The 25,151-nt window shown below is 54.5% G+C and carries 28 protein-coding genes and 2 pseudogenes; 12 read left to right on the top strand and 18 right to left on the bottom strand.

What is annotated here, in order from left to right; genetic code table 11:
• Positions 1–2: 2 nt before the first annotated feature.
• Together ATO67_RS13680 and ATO67_RS13675 are read right to left on the bottom strand one after the other, a co-directional pair.
• Complete coding sequence (locus ATO67_RS13680; RefSeq protein WP_082760268.1) at positions 3–914, bottom strand: amino acid ABC transporter permease; 912 nt, start codon at positions 912–914, stop codon at positions 3–5.
• Positions 915–917: 3 nt separating this feature from the next.
• Positions 918–1,814: an ABC transporter substrate-binding protein gene (locus ATO67_RS13675; RefSeq protein WP_067649978.1), complete on the bottom strand. Its 897-nt coding sequence runs from the start codon at positions 1,812–1,814 to the stop codon at positions 918–920.
• Between the two features lie 302 nt (positions 1,815–2,116).
• Here ATO67_RS13675 and ATO67_RS13670 point away from each other — a divergent pair, with 302 nt between their 5' ends.
• On the top strand, positions 2,117–3,097 hold the full coding sequence (locus ATO67_RS13670) for an asparaginase (RefSeq protein WP_067649975.1): 981 nt from the start codon (positions 2,117–2,119) through the stop codon (positions 3,095–3,097).
• 277 nt (positions 3,098–3,374) lie between these two features.
• On the opposite strand, the gene ATO67_RS13665 is transcribed toward ATO67_RS13670, so the two are convergent.
• Entirely contained in the window at positions 3,375–4,289 is a 915-nt protein-coding gene (locus ATO67_RS13665; protein WP_067649972.1) for a LysR family transcriptional regulator, read from the bottom strand.
• 137 nt (positions 4,290–4,426) lie between these two features.
• Here ATO67_RS13665 and ATO67_RS13660 point away from each other — a divergent pair, with 137 nt between their 5' ends.
• The 4 genes from ATO67_RS13660 (at position 4,427) to ATO67_RS13645 (ending at position 7,282) form a co-directional block, all read left to right on the top strand.
• A complete protein-coding gene (locus tag ATO67_RS13660; protein WP_067649969.1) occupies positions 4,427–4,906 on the top strand; it encodes a carboxymuconolactone decarboxylase family protein in 480 nt (159 codons plus the stop codon).
• Positions 4,907–4,972: 66 nt separating this feature from the next.
• Positions 4,973–5,725, top strand: a complete 753-nt coding sequence (locus ATO67_RS13655; protein WP_067649966.1) for an SDR family oxidoreductase — start codon at positions 4,973–4,975, stop codon at positions 5,723–5,725.
• A 33-nt stretch (positions 5,726–5,758) separates the two neighbouring features.
• Positions 5,759–6,184 (top strand): cupin domain-containing protein, encoded by a 426-nt coding sequence (locus ATO67_RS13650; protein ID WP_067649963.1) that lies wholly within the window; start codon positions 5,759–5,761, stop codon positions 6,182–6,184.
• A 72-nt stretch (positions 6,185–6,256) separates the two neighbouring features.
• Positions 6,257–7,282, top strand: coding sequence for a mechanosensitive ion channel family protein (locus tag ATO67_RS13645; RefSeq protein ID WP_067649960.1), 1,026 nt, complete (start codon positions 6,257–6,259; stop codon positions 7,280–7,282).
• On the opposite strand, the gene ATO67_RS13640 is transcribed toward ATO67_RS13645, so the two are convergent.
• Positions 7,265–7,753 (bottom strand): RrF2 family transcriptional regulator, encoded by a 489-nt coding sequence (locus tag ATO67_RS13640; protein WP_067649957.1) that lies wholly within the window; start codon positions 7,751–7,753, stop codon positions 7,265–7,267. The genes ATO67_RS13645 and ATO67_RS13640 overlap by 18 nt on opposite strands.
• 414 nt (positions 7,754–8,167) lie before the next feature.
• On the opposite strand from ATO67_RS13640, the gene ATO67_RS23490 reads away from it, so the two are divergent.
• Positions 8,168–8,389 (top strand): hypothetical protein, encoded by a 222-nt coding sequence (locus ATO67_RS23490; protein WP_245303994.1) that lies wholly within the window; start codon positions 8,168–8,170, stop codon positions 8,387–8,389.
• Positions 8,286–8,573 (top strand): SDR family NAD(P)-dependent oxidoreductase, encoded by a 288-nt coding sequence (locus ATO67_RS23485; RefSeq protein ID WP_245303993.1) that lies wholly within the window; start codon positions 8,286–8,288, stop codon positions 8,571–8,573. Before ATO67_RS23490 ends, ATO67_RS23485 begins: the two co-directional genes overlap by 104 nt.
• A 188-nt stretch (positions 8,574–8,761) precedes the next feature.
• On the opposite strand, the gene ATO67_RS13630 is transcribed toward ATO67_RS23485, so the two are convergent.
• A complete protein-coding gene (locus ATO67_RS13630; RefSeq protein ID WP_067649951.1) occupies positions 8,762–9,910 on the bottom strand; it encodes an HPP family protein in 1,149 nt (382 codons plus the stop codon).
• A 295-nt stretch (positions 9,911–10,205) separates the two neighbouring features.
• Between ATO67_RS13630 and ATO67_RS22420 the strand changes: the two are divergent.
• A pseudogene (locus tag ATO67_RS22420) lies at positions 10,206–11,225 on the top strand (transposase).
• 161 nt (positions 11,226–11,386) lie between these two features.
• On the opposite strand, the pseudogene ATO67_RS22415 reads toward ATO67_RS22420, so the two are convergent.
• Both ATO67_RS22415 and ATO67_RS13615 read right to left on the bottom strand, forming a co-directional pair.
• Positions 11,387–11,652: pseudogene (locus tag ATO67_RS22415) on the bottom strand (DUF4158 domain-containing protein); the annotation flags it as partial.
• Between the two features lie 277 nt (positions 11,653–11,929).
• Positions 11,930–12,727, bottom strand: coding sequence for an IclR family transcriptional regulator (locus tag ATO67_RS13615; RefSeq protein WP_067649942.1), 798 nt, complete (start codon positions 12,725–12,727; stop codon positions 11,930–11,932).
• A gap of 114 nt (positions 12,728–12,841) precedes the next feature.
• Between ATO67_RS13615 and ATO67_RS13610 the strand changes: the two genes are divergently transcribed.
• A complete protein-coding gene (locus tag ATO67_RS13610; RefSeq protein ID WP_067649939.1) occupies positions 12,842–15,013 on the top strand; it encodes a malate synthase G in 2,172 nt (723 codons plus the stop codon).
• Between the two features lie 269 nt (positions 15,014–15,282).
• On the opposite strand, the gene ATO67_RS13605 is transcribed toward ATO67_RS13610, so the two are convergent.
• The 4 genes from ATO67_RS13605 to ATO67_RS13595 form a co-directional block, all read right to left on the bottom strand.
• Entirely contained in the window at positions 15,283–15,453 is a 171-nt protein-coding gene (locus ATO67_RS13605) for a hypothetical protein (protein WP_158667359.1), read from the bottom strand.
• Between the two features lie 114 nt (positions 15,454–15,567).
• On the bottom strand, positions 15,568–15,909 hold the full coding sequence (locus ATO67_RS23125; RefSeq protein ID WP_158667358.1) for a helix-turn-helix domain-containing protein: 342 nt from the start codon (positions 15,907–15,909) through the stop codon (positions 15,568–15,570).
• Positions 15,910–15,920: 11 nt separating this feature from the next.
• Positions 15,921–16,046: a hypothetical protein gene (locus ATO67_RS23865; RefSeq protein ID WP_425352217.1), complete on the bottom strand. Its 126-nt coding sequence runs from the start codon at positions 16,044–16,046 to the stop codon at positions 15,921–15,923.
• A gap of 483 nt (positions 16,047–16,529) precedes the next feature.
• A complete protein-coding gene (locus ATO67_RS13595) occupies positions 16,530–16,733 on the bottom strand; it encodes a hypothetical protein (RefSeq protein ID WP_067649933.1) in 204 nt (67 codons plus the stop codon).
• A 341-nt stretch (positions 16,734–17,074) separates the two neighbouring features.
• Here ATO67_RS13595 and ATO67_RS22395 point away from each other — a divergent pair, with 341 nt between their 5' ends.
• The gene (locus ATO67_RS22395; protein ID WP_082760263.1) at positions 17,075–17,320 is read left to right on the top strand and encodes a DUF982 domain-containing protein; all 246 of its coding nucleotides are present in this window, start codon (positions 17,075–17,077) and stop codon (positions 17,318–17,320) included.
• A 108-nt stretch (positions 17,321–17,428) separates the two neighbouring features.
• On the opposite strand, the gene ATO67_RS13585 is transcribed toward ATO67_RS22395, so the two are convergent.
• From ATO67_RS13585 to ATO67_RS13575, 3 genes are all read right to left on the bottom strand, one after another.
• Positions 17,429–17,908, bottom strand: coding sequence for an MgtC/SapB family protein (locus tag ATO67_RS13585; protein ID WP_067650663.1), 480 nt, complete (start codon positions 17,906–17,908; stop codon positions 17,429–17,431).
• Positions 17,909–18,142: 234 nt separating this feature from the next.
• Positions 18,143–18,748 carry an exopolysaccharide biosynthesis protein gene (locus tag ATO67_RS13580; RefSeq protein ID WP_067649927.1) on the bottom strand — a complete coding sequence of 202 codons (606 nt, stop codon included), beginning with the start codon at positions 18,746–18,748 and terminating at the stop codon, positions 18,143–18,145.
• Between the two features lie 69 nt (positions 18,749–18,817).
• Positions 18,818–19,432, bottom strand: coding sequence for a flavodoxin family protein (locus tag ATO67_RS13575; protein WP_067649924.1), 615 nt, complete (start codon positions 19,430–19,432; stop codon positions 18,818–18,820).
• 467 nt (positions 19,433–19,899) lie between these two features.
• Between ATO67_RS13575 and ATO67_RS23860 the strand changes: the two genes are divergently transcribed.
• The gene (locus ATO67_RS23860; protein WP_067649921.1) at positions 19,900–20,091 is read left to right on the top strand and encodes a DUF2934 domain-containing protein; all 192 of its coding nucleotides are present in this window, start codon (positions 19,900–19,902) and stop codon (positions 20,089–20,091) included.
• 112 nt (positions 20,092–20,203) lie between these two features.
• A complete protein-coding gene (locus tag ATO67_RS22390; RefSeq protein ID WP_082760262.1) occupies positions 20,204–20,455 on the top strand; it encodes a SemiSWEET transporter in 252 nt (83 codons plus the stop codon).
• Positions 20,456–20,533: 78 nt separating this feature from the next.
• Here the strand turns inward: ATO67_RS22390 and ATO67_RS23855 are convergent, their stop codons facing one another.
• From ATO67_RS23855 to ATO67_RS13545, 4 genes are all read right to left on the bottom strand, one after another.
• Entirely contained in the window at positions 20,534–20,779 is a 246-nt protein-coding gene (locus ATO67_RS23855; RefSeq protein WP_425352216.1) for a DUF6894 family protein, read from the bottom strand.
• A gap of 1,241 nt (positions 20,780–22,020) precedes the next feature.
• Positions 22,021–22,650: a ZinT family metal-binding protein gene (locus ATO67_RS23780; RefSeq protein ID WP_425352215.1), complete on the bottom strand. Its 630-nt coding sequence runs from the start codon at positions 22,648–22,650 to the stop codon at positions 22,021–22,023.
• A gap of 1,307 nt (positions 22,651–23,957) precedes the next feature.
• Positions 23,958–24,152, bottom strand: coding sequence for an ATP-binding cassette domain-containing protein (locus ATO67_RS23775; RefSeq protein WP_342585719.1), 195 nt, complete (start codon positions 24,150–24,152; stop codon positions 23,958–23,960).
• Positions 24,153–24,441: 289 nt separating this feature from the next.
• On the bottom strand, positions 24,442–24,864 hold the full coding sequence (locus ATO67_RS13545) for a hypothetical protein (RefSeq protein WP_067649909.1): 423 nt from the start codon (positions 24,862–24,864) through the stop codon (positions 24,442–24,444).
• Positions 24,865–25,151 lie beyond the last annotated feature (287 nt).

The raw sequence follows: 25,151 nt of genomic DNA, 5'->3' as shown, positions 1-25,151 counted from the left end.
ACTTACTCCGCCCGCGCTGGATGAACGGAAACGCCCTTACCGAAATGGCGCTCAAGGAAATACTGGCCCACCATGAGAACGCTGGTAATGGCGAGATACCAGGTACCAGCAACCAACAAGAGCGGGACCGGCAGATAAAGCCTGTTCGATATGGCATTGGTTGCGAACGTCAGGTCCAGGGTGAACGGTATCGCCAAAACCAGAGATGTCATTTTCAGCATTCCGATAGTCTCGTTTCCGGTCGGTGGAATGATCACACGCATCGCCTGTGGCATGAGGATGCGCCACCAGATTTTCGCCGGCCGCATTCCCAGGGCTTGGGCCGCCTCGGCCTGTCCGCGATCGATAGAGCTGAACCCAGCCCGGAAAATTTCCGTCAAATAGGCCGATTCATTGAAACCGAGACCGAGAATTGCAGCCACAGCAGGCGTAACGATGTATTTCGTTTCTACGCTGATGATCTCCGGTCCGAACGGAATAGCCAGGCTGAGATTTGGGAACAGCACCGCAAACAGACCCCAAAAAAGCAATTGAGTGTAGATTGGCGTTCCCCGGAAAAACCACACCCAGGAATAAGAAAGGCCGCGTAGCACAGGATTGTCGCTGTCACGCATGACCACCAGCAAGCCTGCGACGGAAATGGCAACTGTCATGGCGACAATGGTCAGAAGAAGCGTCCACCCAACGCCACGAATGACCTGCGGGGAAAAGAGGTAAGTGAGGTAGACATCCCAATGGAAGTTGGGATTGACCGAAACGGCCTGGCCAACCTGAAATACGATGATAGCCAGAACAACAACCGCCAGCCAGCGGCCAGGATGTCTTTGCGGAACTACGACGTTGCGCGTGATTCCGGGCTTTTCAAGGGAGACCGGCTTGACGCCGGCCCCCAGGTCTTTGTGGATAACGGTCATGGTTCAGATCTTGACTTCTGGGTTGACTAAAGCCTTGTCGACGATCACAGAGCCAACACCCCAAGTGTCAAGCAAGGCTTTATACGTGCCGTCGGCGATGAGGGAATTGATCGTGTCGGCAATCAACTCCGTGAGGGCCATGTCCGTTTTTGCAACCGCTATTCCGTTCGGACCGTGCTTGCTCAAAGCGCCAGCGGTGGGCTTCCGCAATTCGAAAGCGCTTTTGGATTGTTTGGCTGCGTAGCCAATCCCCGCCTCGCCTGACACTGTGGCATCTGCGCCACCGGCTGCCACGCGTGTGAGCGCTTCAGGTTGCTTTGAAAATGGAAGTATTTCGATCTCGGCCTTCCCAGCCGTCTTGCAGAGTTCGTTTTCCGAAATGACAGCCTTTTCGTGATAGCTTCCTGACTGGATCGCAATCTTGCGGCCACACAAATCGTTCTGATCGAATTTCGCAGGATTGCCCGCCTTCACAGCCCACATGCTTCCGGTGTCAGCATAGCTTACAAAGTTGACGGCCTTCATGCGTTCATTGGTGACAGAGAAAGCTGACACACCGATATCGAACTTCGTACCAAGTGCTGGCAGGATGGCTTCGAATGCAGAGGTCTGAAAATCGATTTTCACACCCAGCTTTTTACCAATCGCATTGGCGATATCGACGTCGATGCCTTCTGGCGTTTGACCATCCTTTTCGCTCAAGAACTCCCATGGCGCGTAGGCTGTGTCGGACCCGATTGTAAGCACACCGGACGACTTGATTTTTTCCGGGAGCCGGGCGGCAAGCGCGTCGTCCGTTTTAATGGAAGACGTATCGAAACTCTGAGCAAGGCTCGGGCCTGCCGAGACAGTTATAGCAAGTGCTGCGATCATCGGCAGATAGGTACGAGATCTGAACATTGACGTTCCCCTTATTGTGTTCCGATGGTTTTAGAGGATGCCTGGGAGGACCGACCTCATGAACCAACGCCGCCAATATGGAAGGGCTTGGCAGCTCCGTCCAACAATAAGATTGAGCCACTCTATTCTTGCAGGTTATCGGTTTAGATTTCGTCTTGGGAAGGCACGGGTTTGCGGAATAGAGCCAGCAACGTACGCAATTCGTTCATTTCCGATATTTTCTCTGACGGTCGTCTGGTGTAATTCCCGAGGCATGACCGAAGTTCGCATGCTCAAATAGGCCTCTCCAGATCGGAACAAGAATGCTACCTAAAATTGCCTTCATCGGAACCGGCGGAACGATCGCTTCCCTTGGAACAGACCAGTTCGACCTCTTGGACTACAACGCAAGCGACGTGCGTATTAACGCTGCCTCCCTCATCGACCGGACAGGAATTCAGGGGAAGATTGCCGAAATAATCCCGGTTAATTTCAGGCAGATCGATAGCACGGCTGTGACCTACGACGACTGGGCGGACCTGGCTCAAACATGCGAGTCTCTCAGCAACGATCCCGATCTGACAGGCATCGTCATTGGACATGGCACAGCCAGTCTTGAGGAAACAGCCTGGGTTTTGTCGCTCGTATTGGCACCGACAATTCCCATAATTCTGACAGGCTCGATGAGGCCACTAACTGGTATATCGACCGATGCAAACGCCAATCTCGCAGCCGCAGTTCGAGTTGCGTCGGCCCCTGATGTTGGTCCAGGGGCGTTCGTCGTTGTGAACGACGAAATCCACTCGCCCCGAACAGTAACAAAGACGCATACACTACGTCTCGGTGCCTTCCAGTCGCCTTGGATGGGCCCGCTTGGCTTCGTGGATGGACCAGACGTGAGGATCTTGCGGCGCGAAGAACGCAAGTACCCGGTATTTCCGCAGTCGCTTCTCCGAGTTCTTCCACGCGTCGATATCACCTATAGCTACGTCGGTGCCGATGGAAGTGCAGCTCAAGCATTCGCAGCAGCTGGCGCAAAAGGGATTATCTCCGCGGGTTTCGGACCGGGAATGGCGACCCCCACTGAGACGCTGGCGCTTGCCACCATCGTCGAAGCAGGTGTGGTGGTGGTTCAGTCTTCCAGAACCGGGTCGGGATTGGTGGTAGACAGCGCACATCACCGAGAGCTTGGAATTATCGGTGGTGGTGACATCAACCCCCAAAGAGCTCGAATCCTGCTAGCGCTTTGTCTTGCACGGGGCGATAGCCGGAAGGAAATCGAACAAATTTTTCGATCGCTTTGATATTTTTAAGAAATTGTTGCACGGAAGCCTGTGCGCATCACACCCTGTGACTGTCAAGCTCTCGAAGGGATACGAACCGGCAACTCTCGGTTCCAGGCGATTTCAAGGAGAATTCCACGCTCTCATCTTCGGCGCATCTTTAGTGCCAGAGCCATCGCGCGGGTGGAGACTCGGCTTCGGCGAATTTCGTACCCCGTCTTGGAAACGTATCGTCACGGCCCGCCGTCAAGCTGATCCCACATCGCGGTTAGTCGGCCTTGACCGGTCTGCCGGGAGGTCAAGCAGCCGCCTCGGCCGTACCCATCAATATGTCCTCACCAACGGCATCGACCAGAAAATCCAGAACAGCGCGGGCACGCAGCGGAAGATTGCGGCGTGAGGCGTAGACAATGGTGATCGGCAACCGCATTGGCGGAAAGGCCGGCATCAATTTGACCAGGCGTCCCGCAGCGATGTCTTCGCCGGCAAGAATGTGTGACAGGATAGCCAATCCACCACCAGCGAGCACTGCGCGATGCACCGCTCCGGTATTGTTGAAAATCATCCTGGGAGCGACCTTGACCCTCTCGATGTCCGCTCCGTTCATGAAACTCCAGGAGCGGCCCTCGCCCCCACGATTGTAGCAGATACAATCATGGTCGGGGATTTCAAGCAGATGGCTGGGCATACCCCGCCTCTGAATATAGCTTGGCGCTGCAACAAGGAAGGCTGTCGTCCAACCGATCCGGCGACAGATCAGACTGCTATCGGACACCTCGCCAAGGCGGACTTCGAGATCGATCCCCTCGCCGACCAGATCCGAAGACTGTTCGCGAAAGACGATATCGACGGACAGACCGGGAAAGCTCGCGAGGAAGGCAGGCAGCCGATCGCTGATGTAAAGCCCGAGCGCCGCCGGCAGACTAATCCTAACTTTGCCGGAAGCCATGACGCCATCAGCCGACGCGGTTTCGCCGAGTTCTTCCACTGCATCGATAACCTTCTGTGCCATCGCAATCATTTGCTCGCCCTCGACAGTCAGGGAGAGGGCGTTGGTCGAGCGGTGGAACAGCCGCGTGCTGTAGTGTTCCTCAAGTGATGAGACCTGCCGCGACACGGCCGGCTGGGTCAGACCGCAATCCAGCGCCGCCGCAGAGAATGACCCTGTTTCGGCCACGCGTAAGAATGTCCTCAGTGCTGAAACGACGTCCATCCTGCTTTCCCTTCTGCCCATACCATTTGGAATAAGCGTTATGCCGAAAGCTTAGTCCGGTTTTGGTTGCCTGTCCAGAAATTAAGGATATTAATTATCCATAAGGATATTTTAGGTCCTTAATAATGGAGAAAACTATGACACAGCGCCTTAACTACGCAGCCCAGTCCCCTGAATTTTTCAAGAAGATATCCGAACTCAGCATGTCGCTGAAAGATAGCGTCATTGAGCAGTCGATCCGCGATCTCGTCAATATTCGCGCCTCGCAGATCAACGGCTGCGCTTTTTGCCTCGACATGCATGTGAAGGAAGCCAAGATTCACGGCGAAAGCGAACTTCGTCTTTATCATGTCTCGATCTGGCGAGAATCCAATCTGTTCGTTCCCCGCGAACGCGCAGCCCTTGCCTGGACGGAAGCCGTTACCGAGCTGCCTGAAGGCGGCATTACGGAAGAGCTCTACGAACGTGTTCGCGGCCAGCTCTCGGAGAAGGAAGTTTCCGACCTCACCTTCTCGATCACGACCATCAATGCCTGGAACCGTATCAGTATCGCCTTCAAGTCCGTGCCCGGCTCGGCCGACAAGCTTTACGGCCTCGACAAGGCAGGCCTCAGCTAAGACCCGCAAGACATCTGCACCGCATGAAATTCACACGATGTCAGTAAGGCTGACGGAGGAACGACCATGAAAATCGTCATCATCGGGGGAACCGGCCTGATCGGTTCGAAGACCACCGAACGCCTTCGGGCAAAGGGCATTGAGGTCATTGCCGCGTCGCCCAATACCGGCGTCAATACGATCACCGGTGAGGGGCTGGCCGAAGCGCTGACGGGCACGGCTGCGGTTCTTGATCTCGCCAATTCCCCGTCCTTCGAGGACAAGGCTGTGATGGAATTCTTCGAGACCTCCGGCCGCAATCTGCTCGCTGCCGAAAAGGCCGCTGGCGTGAAGCACCACATCGCGCTCTCCGTCGTCGGAACGGACAAGCTCCAGGAAAGCGGATATTTCCGCGCCAAGCTGGCTCAGGAAAAGCTGATCCGCGAGGCCGGTATTCCCTACACGATCGTCCACTCAACCCAGTTCATGGAGTTCCTCGGCGGCATCGTGCAGTCCGCCCTGATTGAAGGCAAGGTGCATCTGTCGCCGGCCTTCGTGCAGCCCATCGCTTCCGACGACGTTGCGGATGCGATGGCTGACGTGGCGCTTGCCCCTCCGGCCCACGGTTTAATCGAGATCGCTGGACCGGAGCGTTTCCGACTCAATGAACTGGTCGCCCGCTATCTGGAAGCGACGGGGGACACCCGACAGGTCGTTGCCGATCCTGAGGCCAAATACTTCGGTGCCCGCCTGGAAGACCTGACGCTGGTTTCCGACAACAATCCGCGGCTCGGCAAGATCGGTTTCGAACAGTGGTTCGCCGCCGCCCCTCGCAAGTGAAATCCCACTCCGCAATCACGAAGGAAGAATGTCATGATCAGAAGAACCATTTCCGCGGTGGCGATCGCCATCGTCACGTCAGTAACCGCGATTGCGCATGACGCACCGGGTGGCGGTTCAGCATCGAAGGTCACCCTCGTCTATGAGCACGAGCTGCCGAATGTGCCGGGCAAAAGCCTCAAGGGCGTTCTGGTCGAGTACGGTCCGGGTGGGTATTCCGACGCGCATACGCACCCGGACAGCGCCTTCATCTACGCAACCGTGCTGGAAGGATCGATCCTCAGCCAGGTCAATGACGGTCCGGTCACGGAATACAAGGCTGGAGAACAATTCTCTGAACTACCGGGCGACCGCCACGGCGTCAGCAAGAACGGCAGCGACACGAAGCGCGCCAAGCTTCTCGCCGTCTTCGTGGTCGATACCAATCAAAAGGAACTGACCTACCCGATCAAGAAGTAGAGATCTCAACAAGGACCGGATTCCGTCGCCGCATCCGGTCCCTTTTGTCCTTCAAGTCTGGAGTGACCTGCCATGGCCGTTGACCTGTCCGCACTGGCATTCGCAATCGTCGATATCGTGGGCGTGATCGGCATCCTTGTCTGGCATGTTCAGGGCAAGGATCGACCGACGGCGCGCCTCATCGTCCAGATCCTGTTTTTTGCAGCAATGACCGCGACGTTCCTGTCGCAGGGCATCGTCCCGTTTCGCGTGACAACAGGTGAGCTTGAAGGCCTGACCGCCTATCTCGGAAAATCCGCGCGCGTTCTCTGGTGGGTCCACCTCGCCTGGGCAACGATCGGCTTCGTACGCCTCTACATTGCGCTCGACCGCCGGCCGCAGGAGGCGAGACTGATCCAGGATCTGATCGTCGCCGGCGTTTATCTAGGTGGTGCGCTTTCCATTATCGGCTTCGTGTTCGGCGCACCGATTGGAACGCTCGTTGCTACCTCCGGCGTGGTTGCCATTATCCTCGGCCTTGCCCTCCAGAACACCTTGGGCGACCTGTTCTCTGGCGTGGCCCTCACACTTGGCCGCCCGTTTACGATCGGCGACTGGATACAGCTAGGCGACGGCACAGAGGGACGCGTCATCCAGAACAACTGGCGCTCGACACAGATCCTGACGCCGGCACATAATGTTGTTGTTCTCCCCAACAGCGCACTCGCCAAACTCAGTCTCACCAACCTGACGCGACCAGATGAATCGCACCTCGTCGTATTGGCCATCCGCATTGCAACCGACCGACAGCCATCCGCCATTGAAGCAATTTTGGTGTCTGCACTGGAGGATTGCCGGTTCATTGTTCAGGAGCCCAAGCCCGTCGTGGCGTTCAAGGGCATTGATGCGATCGCAATCGATGTCGAATTGCTGTTCCGCGTGACCAGCCCTGCCAACCGAGTGCCAGCGCGCAACGAGATCATCGACGTCGTCAGCCAACAATGCGCGACCCAAGGTCTTGGCTTTGCAATGCCGGCGCAAGCCTATCTCGTCGTGCCCAGCCTGGGCGACAAGATGGAGAAATCTGGATCGGTCGGCGGCCTACCCTGCGCGCTTTAGCACCCAGTCGAAGGTTCCGGCCCAGATGCCCGGGTCGATCTCCTGCTTCAGCATTTTCCCGAGGTCTGCAAACGTAGCCTTCCGAAGCGCCGTCCGCCACGCTTCGTCAGCTTCCCACATGATCCGTGCAATCGCACACGAACCGCTGTCACAGAAGCCCTTGGGTCGGCACGGGTTGTTGGCGCGGATGTTCTGACAGACGAAGGTCCGACCGCTCCCCTCCACTGCTTCGACGACATCAAGAAATGTCAGCTCTGCCGGTGCCCTTGCCAGGCGATAGCCGCCCGAAGGGCCAAGCGTCGTATGAACAAGGCCTGCCTGTGACAGGCTCTGAAGTGCCTTTGAAAGATATTCCTTCGGAAGCCCATGCAGCTCTGCCAGCGCCTTGGTCGACAGATATCGCCCGTCAGGCAGGCCCGCGAGAATCGCGCAACAGTGGAGTGCCCATTCGACTTGGCTTTTGAGTATCATGCGATGGGGACCCAGATTGTAATTAAGGATATATTATATCCCTATTTTGTATCCCTGTAAATGCAGACCGTTGTTGAATAGAATATTCGTCCTGTCCTGCGCAATGTCCACCAAACGGCGACCAATCGAATACGTCGCGATTGCCAAGTCGCTTGGCTATGGGCCTGATAGCGCGGTTGCTGCCAGCTTCCGCCGCGTCCTTGGGCAAACGCCCGCGCGTTACCGCAGCATGTATCGCGACAAGACGCGGAGTAAGGTAAGGACATCACACGCTACACCGTCGCATTGCTGATGAGACCGTTGGGCCTTCAGGGCATCCTTCGTGGCAAGCCCGTCAATACCTCTGCATCAGACAAGGCTGACCACGGCCAGGTGGACGTGCTTGCGAACAATGCCGGTGTTGCGGTGTTCGAGATGGCCGCTGACGTGACCGAAGACGCTTTTCATAAGCAGTTCAATATCAACGTGCTCGGCTACTTCCTGGCTATCCCGGGAAACTCACAAGCATTTTGGCGAAAGCGGCGGCAGCACCATCAACATCAGCACGATCCTCAGCGCCGACCCCTACCTCGCCTCCAGCATTTATGCCGCGACCAAAGATGCCGTCGATACGATGACATTCGCGCTCGCCCCTGAACTCGAACCGCGGGGCATCCAAGTGAACTCCATCCTGCCGGGTCACACGAACACGCCCGCCACCGATGGCAATTTTGCGGGTGAATTCGGCGAGAAGCTGATTGCAGGTTTGCCGCTCGGCCGCTTCGGCGAGCCGGAAGATATCGCGGCTGTTGCCTTCGCATCCGACGAAACGAATTCTTGAAGACGCAGGAAGGTGCAATCCAACGGAAAAACTGCGCGGTATTCCCGTGAAGTTTTCCCTTTTCATGTAAGAAATTGGCTTGTTCAGCACCCAACCTGCAACCGGGTCAATCATCGCGAAATTCTACATCCTTGCGCTAACCGCGGCAAAGAATCCCGTTGCTATACAGGCTGGCTTTGTCTTTAGGCTTATTTTCCTGCCCTATCTATTAGCATACCCACCATCACATCCGATTGCGAAATAATCCCTACGAGTTTGTTCTTGCCGCTAACGACCGGCAGATAGTGCAAGCCCTGTTCTGCCAGAATGATGATCGCGTCTTCGACTGGCGTGTCGGATGACACAGTTTTAACCGGAGATGTCATGATGTCTTCAACCGTGCCGTTAGGAGCGCTGCGTCCTGAGAATATCAGCCGAACTCGTTGAAGAAGGCCGATGGTCGGGCGACCGCTTGCCCAGCTTGCTTTGTCGAGCAAATCGGTCTGCGTCACGATGCCGACGACCTCCGCGTTATCATTTGTCACGGGTAAAGCCTTAAAATGGTGGTTGCGCATCAATTCATGGGCCGTTTTCAACGGATGATCCGGTGCGACGGCGACAACGTCGCGGGACATGATGCTGGCGCAATCCAGATCCGTGGCTCGACGGCGGTAGGAGCGCAGTTCAGTACGGCGCAGTATCGTTTCAAGATCGTCGCGATCGATATCCAACACCTGATCGAAATCCTTCAGAACATCATCCAGATCGGCCGACGAGAAACCGATCCGCTGGATTGGCGCCGGGTCTTTCGTGCCGTGGTTGGTCGGCTGAATGCGCATCGCGTGCGGATAGCGACGGCCAGACAAATTGTTGAAGATGACCGCCACGGTGAGAAGCACTATGGAATTGCCCGTCACCGGCCAGAGCACGAAGCCATAGCCAAGATCGTGAATGGCCGATCCGCCAAGAACTGCCGTCAAAGCCACCGCACCGCTTGGTGGATGCAGGCAGCGTAGAGCCATCATGGCCGCTATGGCGATGCTAATGGCGAGCCCCGCGGCCACGAAGGGATCCATCACCAGCTTTGCAATTGTAACACCGACAACGGCGGAGACGATATTGCCGCAGAGAATGGACCATGGCTGTGCGAGCGGGCTGGAGGGAACCGCGAACAGCAGGACGGCGGACGCCCCCATTGGGGCGATCAAAGCAGGCAGAGCCGCAGTGTCGCTGATCGCCAGATGTCCCAGAAAACCGGTCAGGAGAATGCCAATCAATGCACCCATCGCGGAACGAAGCCGCTCCTTATAGCTGACCGGCATCGCCTCTGGCAGGATCACGTGCAACAGATGTCTCATTCTGCAAGTTCTCGATTCTCATCAGGAATTCGCGTTCTAACAGAAAACAATCCGCTGTCTGCATGTCACGTGCACCTGCCTGGGTGTCTGCCCCACAGACGGCGCTCTTTGATCCACTCAAGCTTGCAGTGATGTCTCCGATGAGGCGCATATGACGTGAATGCGGAGCAAACGATTGTTCTCGGCCGCCATCGGGAAAGGCAACACTGCCAGCGCCTTGAGATCCCGTCAGGGGTGAGTAGCGGCCCACACCGTGGCAGAGTGAGGTCGTTAGAAAACTCTCTGGAGGCCAATCATGCCGAAGACAGCATATCAAACTCAAGCACAGACCGATACACCTATCGATCTTGGAGCAATTTTCGTCTCGTTGGAGTTGAGCAAATCGAAATGGCTCGTGACGGCTCTTTCGCCCGGAAGTGAAAAGATGTCACGTCATACGGTTACTGGAGGTGACATCTCGTGTCTATTCTCGTGTTTTGCTGTCCTCCGCCAGAAATGTCAGCTGCGAAAGGGCAAGCTTTATCCGCTGGATTCAGGAGGTCGGGCTTGATACCTTCTGGTTGGGGCGGGTGCTCAGCAAAGTAGACTGGATAGAGAGCCATATTGTCGAGGCTGCATCCATAGCCATGCCTCGCCGTCATCGTCGGGCCAAAACTGATCGCATCGATGGCGAAATCTTGATCCGCGCATTGATGGCATGGAAACGTGGCGAGCCTCGCGCCTGCTCGATGGTCAAACTGCTCACACCGAATGAGGAAGATATCCGCCGGATCGGGCGGGAGCGGAAAACGCTGATTGCTGAACGTGTTTTCCACGTCAACCGCATCAAAGGACCTCTGTTCACCCAAGGTGTGCGAGATTACGAGCCTGTAAATCGAGATCGCCGCCAGCGTCTGGACGAGCTTCGAACTGGAGACGGTAGGGTTCTGTGCAGACACCTCAAAGCCGAAATTTGCAGACGACTCGATCGTCTTGAATTGTTGTTGGCGCAAATCAAGGCGGTGGAGGCAGAGCGAGATGCTTTGATTGTACGAGAGACACCGGAAACGCCGGCAAGAGCGACTGCGCTTTGGGAGATCAGGGGAATTGGTCGAATCGGCGACTGCGGGCGACAATGGTCGAGCTCGCGTGGCTCTGGTTGCGGCACCAACCGAAATCGGTATTGACGTTATGGTTCAAGGAGCGCGTTGCGCGTAACGCCGGCCGCCTTAAAACGCCACTGATCGTGGCACTGGCCCGTAAATTGCGAGTTGCGCTCTGGAAGTACGTGAGCTCCGGCGTCGTAATCGAAGGTGCCATCATGAAAGCAGCGTGACGCACAAGCCACCACTAAACAGAATTTCTAATCCTCGGGACCTGATCAGTCCTGACGGATCCAGGTGAACGGACCGGGCATCCTTCTGGCTTTAAACGCCGACCTTGAGTTTGGCCCCGTTCTTCTGAGCCCGTGTCCTCGACATCCATGAACCATAAAGCGCGCCGGGTTTCTTCACCACGTGCGTAGAGCGCAAATGCTTCCGGGGCGACGCCGATTTGATCAGCAACAAATCTCAGCATGGCGCGAGGCGGAGTGTCTTGGCCCCCAGCACTCGACCCGGGTATCGCATCAGACATAGCTGAATGGCAAAGCCGAGCCGGTTGTGATTACGTCTTCGCAGTTCGATCTCGAGGCGATCCGCCAATGACAACGAATAGTGTCGGATCAGGCTGTCCTCGTCGACTGATATGTCGATAAGCTTGATCTTTGAGAAGCTTTCGCTTTGCGTTGCCTGACTCCATCCATCCCCAATCTCCACTGAGCCTTGTCGAGTCGGGCGAAACAGAGAAATCAAAATTTGAGCATGTCGATGGCAATCCACAGAGATCGAACGCGCCAAATCCGAGCTATGGCATTGTTCATGCTTCGTTCGGCCTTAGCGTAAGGTTTCGGACTGCTCTTGTTCTGACCCCAAGTACATTACTCATAGAAAGAGCGCGGCGTAGATCACTAATTAAATGCTACTTCGCCCTGGCTAGCCATTAAGGCACGCGACCTCCAACAACGCGTGTAATCTCGTGTGCTGTTGCTACCACCCGATCACCGAATTGCTGTAGGCGTTCTGCTGAAAGCCGCTGTGTGATACCTGAAACAGAAATGGCGCAAAGCGCCTCGCCTTGGTCATTATAGACTACCGCTGCGGCACACCGCACACCGCTATCGAATTCCTGATTGTCGATTGCATACCCTCTGGCTCGGATCTCGGCGAGTTCGTCCCGAAGGGCAACCGAACGGGTTATCGACTGAGGGGTCTGCTTTCTAAACCCACGCAACTCAATGAGTTGATCGATATCTGCAGTTGGCAAAGTCGCAAGAATGGCTTTGCCCATTGCAGATGCTGTCATTGGCACATGACCTCCAACACGAGAAATGGCGCGCATGATTTGACGGCTAGCAACCTGAGCAAGAACTACAATTTCACCATCATACGCAACGCCCAAGTTGACGGTCTCCCTTGTGTCGTCACGCAGGCGTCTTAGTAAGGGCATGGATGGAGCGACAAAACTGCTGCGGTCCAGAAATGCAAGGCCGATGCTCAGCAAGGGCAGGCCAATGTGCCAGCGTCCGTCTCTAATGTCCGTTTGAATGTAGCGGCCGCGTTCAAGAGTTGTAAGTAAGCGATGCGTGGTAGATGGTGAGAGGCCAGCACTCTTGGCGATGTCGCTGAGACGGCAACCACCCGCCGAACGCCCAATGATTTCCAGAAGTGCCATTGCTCGTTCAACTGACTGGACACTGCCGGAGCTCTGAACCTTTTCTACTTTCTTCTCTTCCGCCATTTCCTAACGTCCCTTTTCCGCATCGTGGAAATTCTGATTTCTCACCTCGTACCCGGCCACGCAATTGCTTACTCCAATCTGATTGATATGACGCATCGGGGTTAGTTGGACGAGATGACAAATTACATTGCAATTGGCTCATTGAGGGTCGAAAAAACGCTGCACGATTTCGTTGCTAATGAAGTTGCGCCGGGGACAGGTGTCGATATCAACAAATTCTGGTCCGGCTACCAAGCCATATTGACCACCCTGGAGCCCGAAAACAAACGCCTTTTGGCAGAAAGAGACGAATTTCAAAAAAAAATTGATGCCTGGATTAAGGACCGCGGTACCGAGCGCTTCGACGTCTTAGAACAACGACGTTTTCTAGAGGAGATCGGCTACATCGTTCCGCAACAGGGAGACTTTAGCATCGAGACGGCAAATATCGATGCTGAAATTGCTTCGCTTGCAGGACCACAGCTCGTCGTTCCTGTCATGAACGCGCGCTTTGCACTGAATGCTGCCAATGCGCGCTGGGGAAGCCTTTACGACGCGCTTTATGGGACCGATGCGATTGATCGCAGCGGCGAACTTGCTCCAGGTAGCGCCTATAATGAACTTCGAGGCAAAGCCGTGATCGCGAAGGCCGCCTCTTTCTTAGATATCGCCATACCGCTGCGAATGGGCTCACACGCGAATGCGACTCGCTACATGTTGAATGGCACGGACACGACCGGGCTCTTGGTCGGGCTGGCCGATGGCAGCGTCACTGAATTGGCAGATCCATCGCAACTAGTCGGCTTTACCGAAGGCAACAATTATTCAATCCTATTTCGCAATAATGGGCTCCATATAGAACTTCTGATCGACCGAAACCATCCACTCGGCAAGACGCACGCTGCAGGCGTTAGAGATGTGTTGATGGAATCTGCTCTTACGACCATCCAGGACTGTGAGGATTCTGTTGCTGCGGTAGATGCTGAAGACAAGGTCGTCGTTTATCGCAACTGGCTGCGGCTGATGCAGGGCAGCCTCACAGATACGTTCGAGAAGAACGGCCAGGAGATGACCCGTCGTCTTGGCTCGGACAAGCGATTCAAGGCGGTTGATGGCAGCGACATCATCTTACCCGGCAGAAGCCTGATGCTTGTCCGCAATGTCGGACACCTGATGACCACGGATGCAGTGACGCACGCAGACGGGTCAGTAACTCCCGAAGGCTTTCTGGATGCCATGATAACAACCTTTGCGGCTATGCATGACCTCGGCACCGGCCGCAACAGCCGTACTGGTAGCATCTACGTCGTGAAGCCAAAGATGCATGGACCTGCGGAGGCGATGCTTACGAACCGACTGTTCGACAGCGTCGAAAAGGTTCTCGGACTGCCGCACAACACCGTCAAGATTGGCGTCATGGATGAAGAAAGACGTACTAGCGTCAACCTGCAGGAGACCATCCGTTCCGTCAAAGGCCGCATCGCCTTTATCAATACCGGCTTCCTAGACCGCACCGGTGACGAAATCCATACCAGTATGCAGGCGGGCCCGGTCGCACCAAAAAACGAGATCAAATCCACGGTCTGGCTTCCCGCATATGAAAACAACAATGTCGATGTGGGCTTGAGGGTGGGAATGGGAGGAAAGGCGCAGATCGGTAAGGGCATGTGGTCAAAGCCAGATGCTATGCAAGAGATGCTGGACGTCAAGATCGGTCATCCGAAGAGTGGAGCAAGCACCGCCTGGGTCCCCTCGCCTACTGCGGCAGTTTTACACGCCACGCACTATCATCAGGTCAAGGTCACTGCTTTGCAGGATACGCTCCGTCATAGGCAGCCGGCAAGCCTTAATGATCTACTAACCCCACCTTTGCTGGAAGACCGCAACCTTCCCGAAGAGGATGTCCGCCGGGAACTCGATAACAACGCACAAAGCATACTCGGTTATGTGGTGAGATGGATCGATCAGGGCATCGGATGCTCCAAGGTTCCCGATCTCGACAATATCGCGTTGATGGAGGATAGGGCTACGCTACGGATCTCTTCGCAGCATATTGCCAACTGGCTGGAGCATGGCCTGTGCAGCGAACAGCAGGTCGAGGATACTTTCCGACGAATGGCAGCTGTAGTAGATGAACAAAATGCCAGCGATCCCAACTATTCCCCGATGACACGCGACCTCGGCAACAATATTGCGTTCCAAGCTGCCCGTGATCTTGTGTTCAGAGGCACCCATCAGCCCAATGGCTATACTGAACCTGTCCTGCATCGTAGGCGGCGTGAAGCGAAAGCCCGATTAGATATCTGAGGAAGAGAAATCGATGCCGACGATCACGGGAATTGGGCAAGTGAAAAGCTGGGCCATTCGGGCCTTGTAGCTCAATTCAAGTTCCGCCCGAGATGGACTTGGCCACCGTTTGTGATCCAGCATATAGAAATTTCCCCTCGACGTGCCTCGATTCAATCACGACGAGTTGGGAAACGCTGTCATCGCCTTGATTGGAATCGAACCACTGCCATCTCATTTGCGCGAATGATCTTCCGCATTTGATTAACATTGTTGGGGCGTAAGGCAGTTTATGAAACTTTTAGAATAGCGACGACGCAGCCCTGTCGCTTGAACACTGACATGACAGAAGGTCCTTGATCGACTGCTTCGGACCAATCGCGGATATTGATACCACCCAGAACAGTCACGTTCCCAAGCGCTCCGCCCCAGAATGTTTTCCACACGACTGCAGTTGCCACGGCCTGTCCCAGTTGCCATCCAACGCCATCAATGATGCACAGGAAAGACATGAAACCTGGGATGATCGCGACCCAGTAGCAGACGTTAAAGGTTACGGGCAGGTCAATGAAGAGCTAACCGCCTGCACCCGTCGGCGCGTCCGGCTCCATATTTTCAGGATACTGCACGGTCTCCGGGCTGGGAACTTCGGGCTTCGGCGACAAGGCAAGCCGGACACCGGGGCCACCTGCGGCCGATGTCTGATTGTCATCAATAAATTTCACGCCCGCTTGCTCGAGTGACGTTACAATCTTGCCGACCGTGTCGGCTTGGCCACCAAGATCACCCTCGGCAGCTTCCAGTCTTATTATTGTCGGCTCGGTAATGCCACATGCGGCAGCCATGTCAGACTGGGACCAGTCTAATAACGCTCTAGCAGCCTTGATTTGTGGAATTGATACATTTTGTATTGCCATCGAACATTCCCTTATTGGTATCGAGATTGCGCTGCGAAACAAGAAGGTACTGACATAGTTGCTGCTTCGGTAAACGCAGCGGGGTCAGCAAATTCGTAGTCCAAATGGCACACATCACAACGCGGCGCGAGCCGCAAGTAGCCCTCGAATAGATGGCCTTTTTCGCACCGGGGACATAGGCCCCTTACGCCCAAGGACGCAGGCGATGCAACAGGCGGGATAATGTCGCCTTCGTTGGTCAATGATTACTCCTGTCGACCGTATCTCGATTGGTGACGATATTTCGTCGTGCAAATCAGAGTGACAGGCGATGTCCGGGAACCGCTGGTTATTACAGATGCCTGCGGGTAAGTTTTTCCGCACAACCGCATATCCTTGATTAACTGCGAAAATCACCCTCGTTCGTTCCGCGCTCGTCGTAATTCACGTCCCATTCCTTCTTGATCGGCCTCTGCCCGGGTGGATTTTTATGGGAGGTGGCGTCGTCAGAACCCGTGATGACACGTGGTTTGGCGCTGTCGACCCCATTATTGTTGCTCCGCTTCAATCCGCGTGCAAACTGGCCTTTAGCATCCTCGTGATCTCTTCTATCGAGCCTTTGTTGTCCTCGTTCGTGGACATCACATGTCTCCCTTGACCTTACCGGCATCACCCAAGTTCTTTCGGCGAGGATCTCTGAGATTTTCGCCCACAGCGTCCCGGTCAACCTCTGGATCGTCTTTTGCCGGCATATAGCCTGCGGGGCGAGTATCCTGCGGTCCCTCCCAACGGGGAGACTGGTCAGTTGTTCCGGGAGCGCCGGACTTTGGTGTTTCCTGTTTCATAGTATTCTCCTCTCTTATCGAGCGAACCGATATAATCAGAAGTGGTTCCCTGTGATTTTAGAATTTAATGCGTAATAGAGCTGTCTACGTTTTTTAGAGATTGGACCGTCCGCACCATGGGACGACTTCGCCCCGAAAGCTTCGCCGACTATCACAGTCGGGCGCGGCAATTCTACATCAGGTAGACAGGCGCAGAGCAGCGCCACATCGCAGCGGCACTGACCCTCGAACTCATGAACTCATCGCGATTTGAACCACAAAGAGAAATTCGTCAACTATTTAAGGTGGAACTAATTAAGGGCTTCAGCGTTAAAAACGTCGGTTATCGAGGAGGTTGCGATATGTCCGGACCAAGTGCTCGCTGGAGCGCCCCTGTCGAGTTTAATTTCCCATCGAACGGCTCCTATGAGGTGGGCGGCCCATTCGAAGCGCTCGTGCATATGACGGAACAGTGGCCAACTGTCCAAGGCCCAAATTTTGTGAGAGCCCGAAGCGCCTGCCGGGCGGCACTGGCGGGACATAAATCTGTCGATGATGCTCGCACCGCTTTTGAGGCTGCGGTCGCAGAAGCGCGCCATCGTCACTAAAATTTGCTACACCGGCTCTGGAACCAACGAAAACTGGTCGAGCTTACTGCCCCGTAACCAATTTTATTGGCCTGCGTTACGCGAATTTGTTGGCGGTCGCCAAGGTGATTACTCTTGATCCGGCGGTTTAACCGGCAAGTTGACAGGGTTCCCTTCGGACTTAAAGTTGGTCATCACTCTCAAGGTCGCGAAAGTGACAACTGAGAGAACAATTGCTGTGTCATATGATCCCAGCCCCACTGCAGCGCCAATGGCACCTGTCGCCCATATGCTCGCAGCCGTTGCAGTTCCGCGCGTTCCCATTTTGCCGACAAGGATCGCTCCGCCTCCGATAAAGCCGACGCCATTGATCAGGCCTTCGAGCACGCGGGCGGTTGCCTCTGCATTGCCGAGCGTGATTTTTTCTGACGCTTGTATGAAGCCACATGCCGCAATCGCAACCAAAGGGAACGTTCGAAGGCCCGCACTTCGCTCATTCTGTTCGCGGTCCCATCCAATAGGAAGTGCAAGAAGATAAGCCACCAGCAGTGCTACTAAATGAGGAAGGAAGTTAAATTCAATACCAAACGATAAAAGCCATTCGCTCAAGTGATGTCCTCCGGTGCCATCCATGGCCGAGTGTTTCGCTTCCGCCGCTTTTCGATCAAAATGTGAAGGCGTAGTCGTGAAACGGTATATTCAAATCTCGACATATTGGAAGGTAACTACTCTGCAAAACCCTATCACGTGAACACATCCGTTGCAGGCCAACGGTTTGCCGTAAGGCGTTAGATGGAGAAGCGCACGTCCGAGGATATAACCCGTGATCCGGTTACCCCTGACTTACAATTCTGACAGCGTTCTGAACACTGCGTAGCCCGTCCCGGTAGCCAACAGCAGTGCTAGACATGCTAGCAGGCCGTCGCGCGCAGCGAGTGACAACCCAATAAGAGCTACTGCCGCCATCGGTAAAGTGCTCGCAAAGGGAATGAGTTCGAGTGGCGGTACTGTCGCACAAAGGGCGATAGACAATGCCGCCAGCCTCTGAAGAAAAGGTGGTTTCGTTGCCCAGGACATTCGTGGGCGAACTACCTTGTCGATCCATTGCGATGCGGGCTCGATCTTCTCAATTCCACGCTCAAGCTTGCGGCCACTTATCTTTCTTTTCTCCAGCCAATCGGGAAGCCATATATGCGTTCGCCCGAACAGGATCTGGATGGCAATGAAACTTATGACAATGGCGATGACGCTCGGAAGGCCTGGAATTCCCCCAATCGGGCTCATTTCGATGATCGCCGGGATCGTCAGAAAAGGCCCGAAACTGCGTTTTCCAACTGTTTCCCTTATATTATGAATTGATAGTTCAGATTCTCGGGCAAGGGCCTTGATATCTCGGAGAAGCCCGCCGAGGTTTTGCTGTCGTTCATCAGCGTTAGCCTTCGACTTCATATATCGTTTCCAATATCTATGAGCTCAAGGCGGAGCAAAAGTTGTAGGCTGGTGTGCATGACGCCGAACTCACTGCTCACCGGGATATTGATGCTCTTGCAGAAGGTTGGCGAGATGCGCTGTGTTCCGTACCAGCATTTCGACCATCGTCGTTACCGTGTCGGGGGTCTCCTCCAAATCGACGAAGTTGGTCGATCCCATTGCTTCACCCACCCAATAGGCGACGGCGTTTGCCGGGATCGTAAAGCCGACATCATTCAAGGCCTGGAAAACTTCGGCAGACACATGATGGGCGCCGTCCTCATTACCAACCACAGCGACAGCGGCAACCTTTCCATAAGAAACCATACGACCTTCGTCATCGGTTTCCTCCAAAAACGCATCCATGCGCTCCAGCGCCCGCTTTATGACGCTGCCCGGCTGGCCAAGCCAAATAGGTGTACCAATGAGAAGAATATCTGCGCCGAGTATTTTGGTCCTTATTGCAGGCCACGCATCGCCGTCCCCCTCATCAGACGTCACACCGGGCTTGATGTCGTGATCTGCCAGCCAAACCGTCTCTGTCACTGCATCGAAAGACTTGAATTCCTCAGCTATGAGGTCAAGCAGACGTGCGGTCGACGATGTCTCTGTTGATGACGATGATTTGAGCGTGCCGTTGAGGGCAAGAACGTTCAGTGCCATATCTTCCTCCAGAAAAATGTGTGTTCGTCCAGCAATCTCTATCAGGATGATCGACGGTCCAGGATCAGCTGAACAACTGCCATGCCAACCTTGGAGTGGGTTGTTTGGTTCCCCGAAACATGCGGTCCACATCGGTCGTCACGTCAACACTCGGGCGCATTCAGCAGTCTGTCACAATTGGTCAACCGATGGAGATGATGTCGGTAAGCCCACAAGATTTGCAGGCGCTGAATATTGCAGTCGGTTGATCGTGCCGATCATCCTGAGAGAACAACGATCATTCCTCGACCATGACACCAGCAAATCATATGATCTGGACCCTCGTCCTTTGACTGATGCTATCCTCGCTGAGCGCCGCAAAAAACGAAAATCGTATCCGCCAAGCCCCAGGAACATTGTAGATGCTGAACAGTTGAAAGGCCTGCCAGTCCGGCTTGAATATCAACAAATGGACCCGAGCAGTACCAATGAACGAGAAACGGGATATCTGGATCAGCGCACGCGCATATGCACTTTGGGAAGAAAACGGGCGGATAAACGGACACGATAACGAACACTGGCTGCAAGCCGTCCGAGAATACGAGCTTATGATGCAAACCCGCGCATCGCCTGATGGTTCGGAAATATTGGCCATCCGAAAACACGAAGAGACGACTTAGCCGTGGACGACATTCGTCAGAGCAACAATGGGTCAATAGTATCGAAAGTTAGTCATGAGGGGCTGCCTGCTGTCCCCTCACAACAGCAGCATCTGCACGAAGGAAACTTTCATTGGATACCGCTCTTTTGGTCGGATACCTTGCCTCAACGTGTTCGGTCTCAAGCTTTGTTCCACAAGTCTACAAGGTTGTCAGGACCAACGATACCAAGGCGATCTCGACAGGAATGTACTGTCTCACGGTTACAGGATTTGCACTTTGGACCATATTCGGGGTCATGCGCACCGAATGGCCTATCATCCTGACGAATTCGGCTTGTTTTTTCTTGTCGCTGGTCATTCTCGTAAAGAAGTTAAGATCGTAAGCGCTCTCGAACGGGTGCCACAATAGCCGGTGCGATTTGGATATAGGTCAGAGGCTGGATGGGTCGAGCGGGAGAGTGTCACGCGTCTTCAGGAATCACACCTCTGGACACTGAATTCAATGGTATCCTGTCCATTAAAGACCGGTCCGAACGCGCAATCTCGAAGTAGATTCCGTTTAGGTCTAGACCATTAATTATTTTGTCCGCCGCCAGTTCCCGCGCAGTCCTCATGGCCTCTAAACACGCACTTTTGTCATTCGCAAATTCGGCACCATGCTCATCGATCATACCGACGTCTTCATAGTGGACACGAAAAAAATACATAGGCATGGCGTTACCGTTCGAGTGGAGAACCGATCACGTTGGCCGGGCGTCAGTTTGAATATGGTGGGCTTCGAGAAGTACAATCATCTCGTCTGCCTCGTCCTCTGTCAGGGCATCCATAGGCAGCTCATCGACTGTAGCCGGACTTGCCGTGACAGAGTCGATGACAGTCCAAAATTCATCGTGAATGTTTCTTCGTTTTTCGAACCGGCTCATGGCGTAATTTCAGCAAAATGGCTTTGCTGGTCAATACGAGTTCTTGCGAACAATAATTTCCAGTCTCGCAGATATAGAATGCGTGACAGTGGTGGTGAACGGCATTAGCTGAAGAGACTGCGAGGGCCGGTAGTTCGAGCCTCGGTATGACGGCCGTACGATCGTGTGCGTGACGGTAGCAGATCCTCGGTGATCTTTGAGTCCGCTACTAAACCGAAGTGTTCTGCGGACCGTAATGTTAATCGATCGTGAGGAATGATTGCCCTGCCCATCATCCCTCACGGCACGGCATGTTGGCACGGAAAGGACAAGAGATAAGACAGGTATGGAAAATCCAAGACCGAAACTGATCGAACACTTGATGCAAGGAGCAGGCTTTTATTCGTGGTCACTCCAAACGAATATTCTGACGGCCGACAAGGCATATGCGGACATCTAAGAGATCGACGAGAGAGAACTGGGGCAAGGGTTACCGGTCGAGTACATCCTCGCCAGGATCGCCGACGAAGACCGTCCCCGGTTGGCAGCTCGAATTCATGACGTCATTCTTGGCGGGCAGTCATTTGTTTCGTCGTACGGCATCGTTTTTCCGAGCGGCTGCACGAAAGCTCTTCTGAGCATGGGCTCGTGTTAGAGAGACGTAAACGGCGATCCGTCAATCTATACTAGAATCGTTCTTGCCGAGCGGAATTTCGGCAATGCCGTGGAAGCCGTGCAACTCGAGTCCCAGATTTCGGCGGCGATCGATTTAGCAAGAAACGGCAGGCACGAGCTTAGTGAACGCTATCTCGTCTCGGCGCTAAAATCTTTGGCGACCACTGGGCTGTAACTGCCCTTTGCCCATCCGGCATTGTACAATCCTCGCGTTGAAAGCACTTGAACCAGCGAAGGCTGGACGATCAACCGCAAGGATTTTCTGGTTGGACAGATAGAGCGTCGTCAATTGTACAAAGCGCATTGGCCTTTTCAGACGATGTAGCATCCGGCCTGTCTCTGCCGGATGCTGTGGTGGGTAACTTGGCCGATCAATGAGCCTTCATTTCAGTGACGATCTGTTCTGGCTTCAATGACGACGGGTAGTAGGTCGGCCAGTTAGTGACTTCGTTCAGCAGGGCGGCACGGTCTTTGCCCCAATAGAGGTGGTAATGGTCAGCCTTGTTCGGTGCAATTCCGTGATCGCTGAACTGGATGAACTGCGGAGCGCTGGCATCGCCTTCGGTCTTCTTGAAGATGAACCGAACGCCGCGATTGCCCTTTTTGTAGGTCAGAATTTCCTTGCCGTCGTAGGCATAGGTGCCCTTTGACGGCTGGCCTTCCTTGTAGAAGGTCACGGCATCGCCTTCAATCGTGATGCGGTTCACGTCGGTCTTGTATCCGACTTCGTACTCGGCACGGATATCTTCTACGCTTGACGTACCCTTTTCTGCCTTATGCTTCCATACGGGATCGAGAGTGCCATCCTTGAGGTAAGGATAGACCGACTGCCAATCGCCAGCATAGTCAGACAGCGGACGGTCCTTGACCTGGCTGTCTTCGAAATAGCCCTTGTAGATCTGGGGATCGCCGTGGCTGTGGGCGTGAGCGTGACCGTCATGGTCCTGAGCTTCGCCGTCAGCGTGCTCATGGACCTTACCGCTGCCACCAGCGACCGCGATATTGTATGGCTTTCCTTCAACCTTGATGGTGGCAATTTCCTTGAGCTCGGTCTTTGAGATGCGGCGCACCATCCCGGCGTTGGGATCGCTCATGACGATATCGTCACCAGCCATGGCGATACGCGGGCGCGGATCGTTCCAGTGGCCATCCATGGAATATGGCTCGGTGACTTTGGCGCTCTTGGAAATCTTGCCGCCAAGAACATCGATCTGATGCAGAGTGCCGTCCTCAGTCAGTACGTAACCAAAGCGAGCGTTGGCCGGATCGAGTGCAAAGTCGACACGGCGGAAGGGCAATTCGACGTAATGGAAGTGCGGCTCATCCGCGGGGTCAACGACGACGAGACCCTTAGCACCGTAGTTGCCGAGGAATACCTGCATGCTCTTGGCACCCAGCAGGGTGCCGGTTGTCTCGCCGCTCGGCAGATCGGAGGGATAGGTCAGCATCTTGGTCACCGGGCCACCAGCGCTTGCGGTGACTGTCAAAATGCCTTCCTTGCATCCCGCAGCAAAGAAAGCACCGGAGAATGCTTCGCCGTGAATGCCTGTGCAGGTCGCAACCTCTCCTGTGGGTGTGCCGTCTTCCTTCACCGCACGCAAGCCGACGCGTGTCGGAGCCGTATCGCCTTCGACCGGGGCATCGGAAGCAACCGTCGTCACCCAGCCCTTTCCAACAGGCGCCGCAAAACCGTGGTGAGCACGGGCCTGCTTCAGCCGTGTCGATTCAATCTCGCCATCGGTCAGTTCGTGCGCATCGATGATGTCGTTATATCCACCCTTGTCGAAGTTGATGACGATCTTGCCGTCATGGTCGATAACGTGAAACGGGCGTGGGCCGGTCAAGGCTTTTTCTACGGCCGACGGATCGGTAATCTCGATATCGGAATGGTCACCATGGGAGTGAAGGGAAATACCGCTATTGATAAAGTTGACGGCATTATTGTCAGACTGAACGGCGACAACGCTGGCACCGTCATTGACGCTGTAGAGCTTATTCTGGCCGACCGTGTCGAACGTCCAGCGCTTCTCGGGTTTGCTCAGGTCGAATGCCGTGACCTTCGAATCCTTATGGTCGCCGACGAAAATGCGATAGAGCGTTACGCTTTCTTCTTCGTCCTGCGCAAACGCGACCGAGCCAAGCAGGGTCGCGGATAGCGCCAGCGCAGATACGCTTGGGATTAAATATCTCATTCATCTCTCCTTTTAATGATATTACATAACATCGACGTTATGGGTTTTTCCGTCTGATCGGACGGTGTCTTAGCCGCCGTTGATCGCAGATGTCAGGGTTCGGGCGTTGTGACGCATCATCTCAATATAGGTCGGCGCGGATCTATCGGCAGGCGACAAGGCGTCCGAATACAAGAAGCCGCCCAGCTTTCGTCCGCTTTCGAAGCGATCGCCCTCAACAGGCCGATGATAGCCTTCATCAGGGTTGATCTACCTGACCCATTGCCGCCAACGACGGCCACTAGACTTCCTTTGCGCACGACACCGTTCATATGTTGCACGGCAGGATAGCGGTTGTAGCCCAGGATCAGATTATCGAAGATCATGCATGCTTCAGTCACAACGACGCAATAGCTCCATTTGCAGGATGCCGCTCAGTTACGGCTTATGTAATGCTATAACGTTTATTGGCGGGATTTGAGGGGCGCAACCCCTCTTGTTCAAATATTCAGCAAATTCTTATCAATCACTTGCAACTCCTGTGGGCGCGTCGTAGCGTCGGTCTTACTACAGTCCCAGCACATCACTGACTGGAGAGCCTTATTTTTACAATACGTCATTTCAGTCGCCTTTGGCCCACGGGATCGGCGTCACCATGAGCTTTGAAAGCTCGGTGCATGCGGCACGAAGATCGTCGATGCTGAAAGAATGAACTGTGCCGTCAGGGGCTGCGCACGCGATCACCGCGCTGCGCTCGGTCCATGGATCTGCGTGCAGCGAATGGATGCAGTGCGCAAGTGGGTTTCGGACGCGAGCGACTTTTTCAACTGCTTCGAGAAGCTCATGGGCTCGGTCTGGATAAGTCGTCTTGATATATGTCCGCCAATGAGAAATCACGGGCCCCTTCAAAATCTGCTGCGGAAGCCCAGCTCCCTTTAAGTGATCTCTCATCGTGTTTTCGAAAAAACACCAGCAGACAAGTACCTGCCCGATCTCGAACTTGAGGTCGTTCAGTGTGGGGTAAATGCGTTCTGGAGCGCTCATATGCCTTTCTAGCCGACATCCTGAGGTCCGGAAAGTCATCGGCTGAACCAAAAATGATGACAGAACATTCCTATCTAGCAGGACTTTCAGATATGCAGCCGATGTCTGGATTGGGCAGAACGCAGACATTCTATACCGCCGCATTTGAGGGATTTGGGACAGGCTCGTAATCCCGTAGTCATCCGAAATAATACGAAACGTTCGATGTTGGACGATCGTGTCCCAGGACGTGGTGTAGCTGGGTTTCATAGCCATCGGTGTTTTCCGGTAGGGTCGGGTTGCTTATA

This window comes from Agrobacterium bohemicum (assembly GCF_001562555.1).
Lineage (GTDB): Bacteria > Pseudomonadota > Alphaproteobacteria > Rhizobiales > Rhizobiaceae > Agrobacterium > Agrobacterium bohemicum.
The sequence above is the reverse complement of the archived record's forward strand: the minus strand, read 5'-3'. Positions and strand labels throughout refer to the sequence as shown.

Bases quoted from the DNA above. Each gene is read 5' to 3' on its own strand.
- ATO67_RS13680 (WP_082760268.1), bottom strand. From the start codon at position 914: ATGACCGTTATCCACAAAGACCTGGGGGCCGGCGTCAAGCCGGTCTCC.
- ATO67_RS13675 (WP_067649978.1), bottom strand. From the start codon at position 1,814: ATGTTCAGATCTCGTACCTATCTGCCGATGATCGCAGCACTTGCTATA.
- ATO67_RS13670 (WP_067649975.1), top strand. From the start codon at position 2,117: ATGCTACCTAAAATTGCCTTCATCGGAACCGGCGGAACGATCGCTTCC.
- ATO67_RS13665 (WP_067649972.1), bottom strand. From the start codon at position 4,289: ATGGACGTCGTTTCAGCACTGAGGACATTCTTACGCGTGGCCGAAACA.
- ATO67_RS13660 (WP_067649969.1), top strand. From the start codon at position 4,427: ATGACACAGCGCCTTAACTACGCAGCCCAGTCCCCTGAATTTTTCAAG.
- ATO67_RS13655 (WP_067649966.1), top strand. From the start codon at position 4,973: ATGAAAATCGTCATCATCGGGGGAACCGGCCTGATCGGTTCGAAGACC.
- ATO67_RS13650 (WP_067649963.1), top strand. From the start codon at position 5,759: ATGATCAGAAGAACCATTTCCGCGGTGGCGATCGCCATCGTCACGTCA.
- ATO67_RS13645 (WP_067649960.1), top strand. From the start codon at position 6,257: ATGGCCGTTGACCTGTCCGCACTGGCATTCGCAATCGTCGATATCGTG.
- ATO67_RS13640 (WP_067649957.1), bottom strand. From the start codon at position 7,753: ATGATACTCAAAAGCCAAGTCGAATGGGCACTCCACTGTTGCGCGATT.
- ATO67_RS23490 (WP_245303994.1), top strand. From the start codon at position 8,168: ATGGCCGCTGACGTGACCGAAGACGCTTTTCATAAGCAGTTCAATATC.
- ATO67_RS13630 (WP_067649951.1), bottom strand. From the start codon at position 9,910: ATGAGACATCTGTTGCACGTGATCCTGCCAGAGGCGATGCCGGTCAGC.
- ATO67_RS13615 (WP_067649942.1), bottom strand. From the start codon at position 12,727: ATGGCGGAAGAGAAGAAAGTAGAAAAGGTTCAGAGCTCCGGCAGTGTC.
- ATO67_RS13610 (WP_067649939.1), top strand. From the start codon at position 12,842: ATGACAAATTACATTGCAATTGGCTCATTGAGGGTCGAAAAAACGCTG.
- ATO67_RS23125 (WP_158667358.1), bottom strand. From the start codon at position 15,909: ATGGCAATACAAAATGTATCAATTCCACAAATCAAGGCTGCTAGAGCG.
- ATO67_RS13595 (WP_067649933.1), bottom strand. From the start codon at position 16,733: ATGAAACAGGAAACACCAAAGTCCGGCGCTCCCGGAACAACTGACCAG.
- ATO67_RS22395 (WP_082760263.1), top strand. From the start codon at position 17,075: ATGTCCGGACCAAGTGCTCGCTGGAGCGCCCCTGTCGAGTTTAATTTC.
- ATO67_RS13580 (WP_067649927.1), bottom strand. From the start codon at position 18,748: ATGAAGTCGAAGGCTAACGCTGATGAACGACAGCAAAACCTCGGCGGG.
- ATO67_RS13575 (WP_067649924.1), bottom strand. From the start codon at position 19,432: ATGGCACTGAACGTTCTTGCCCTCAACGGCACGCTCAAATCATCGTCA.
- ATO67_RS23860 (WP_067649921.1), top strand. From the start codon at position 19,900: ATGAACGAGAAACGGGATATCTGGATCAGCGCACGCGCATATGCACTT.
- ATO67_RS23855 (WP_425352216.1), bottom strand. From the start codon at position 20,779: ATGTATTTTTTTCGTGTCCACTATGAAGACGTCGGTATGATCGATGAG.
- ATO67_RS23775 (WP_342585719.1), bottom strand. From the start codon at position 24,152: ATGAACGGTGTCGTGCGCAAAGGAAGTCTAGTGGCCGTCGTTGGCGGC.
- ATO67_RS13545 (WP_067649909.1), bottom strand. From the start codon at position 24,864: ATGAGCGCTCCAGAACGCATTTACCCCACACTGAACGACCTCAAGTTC.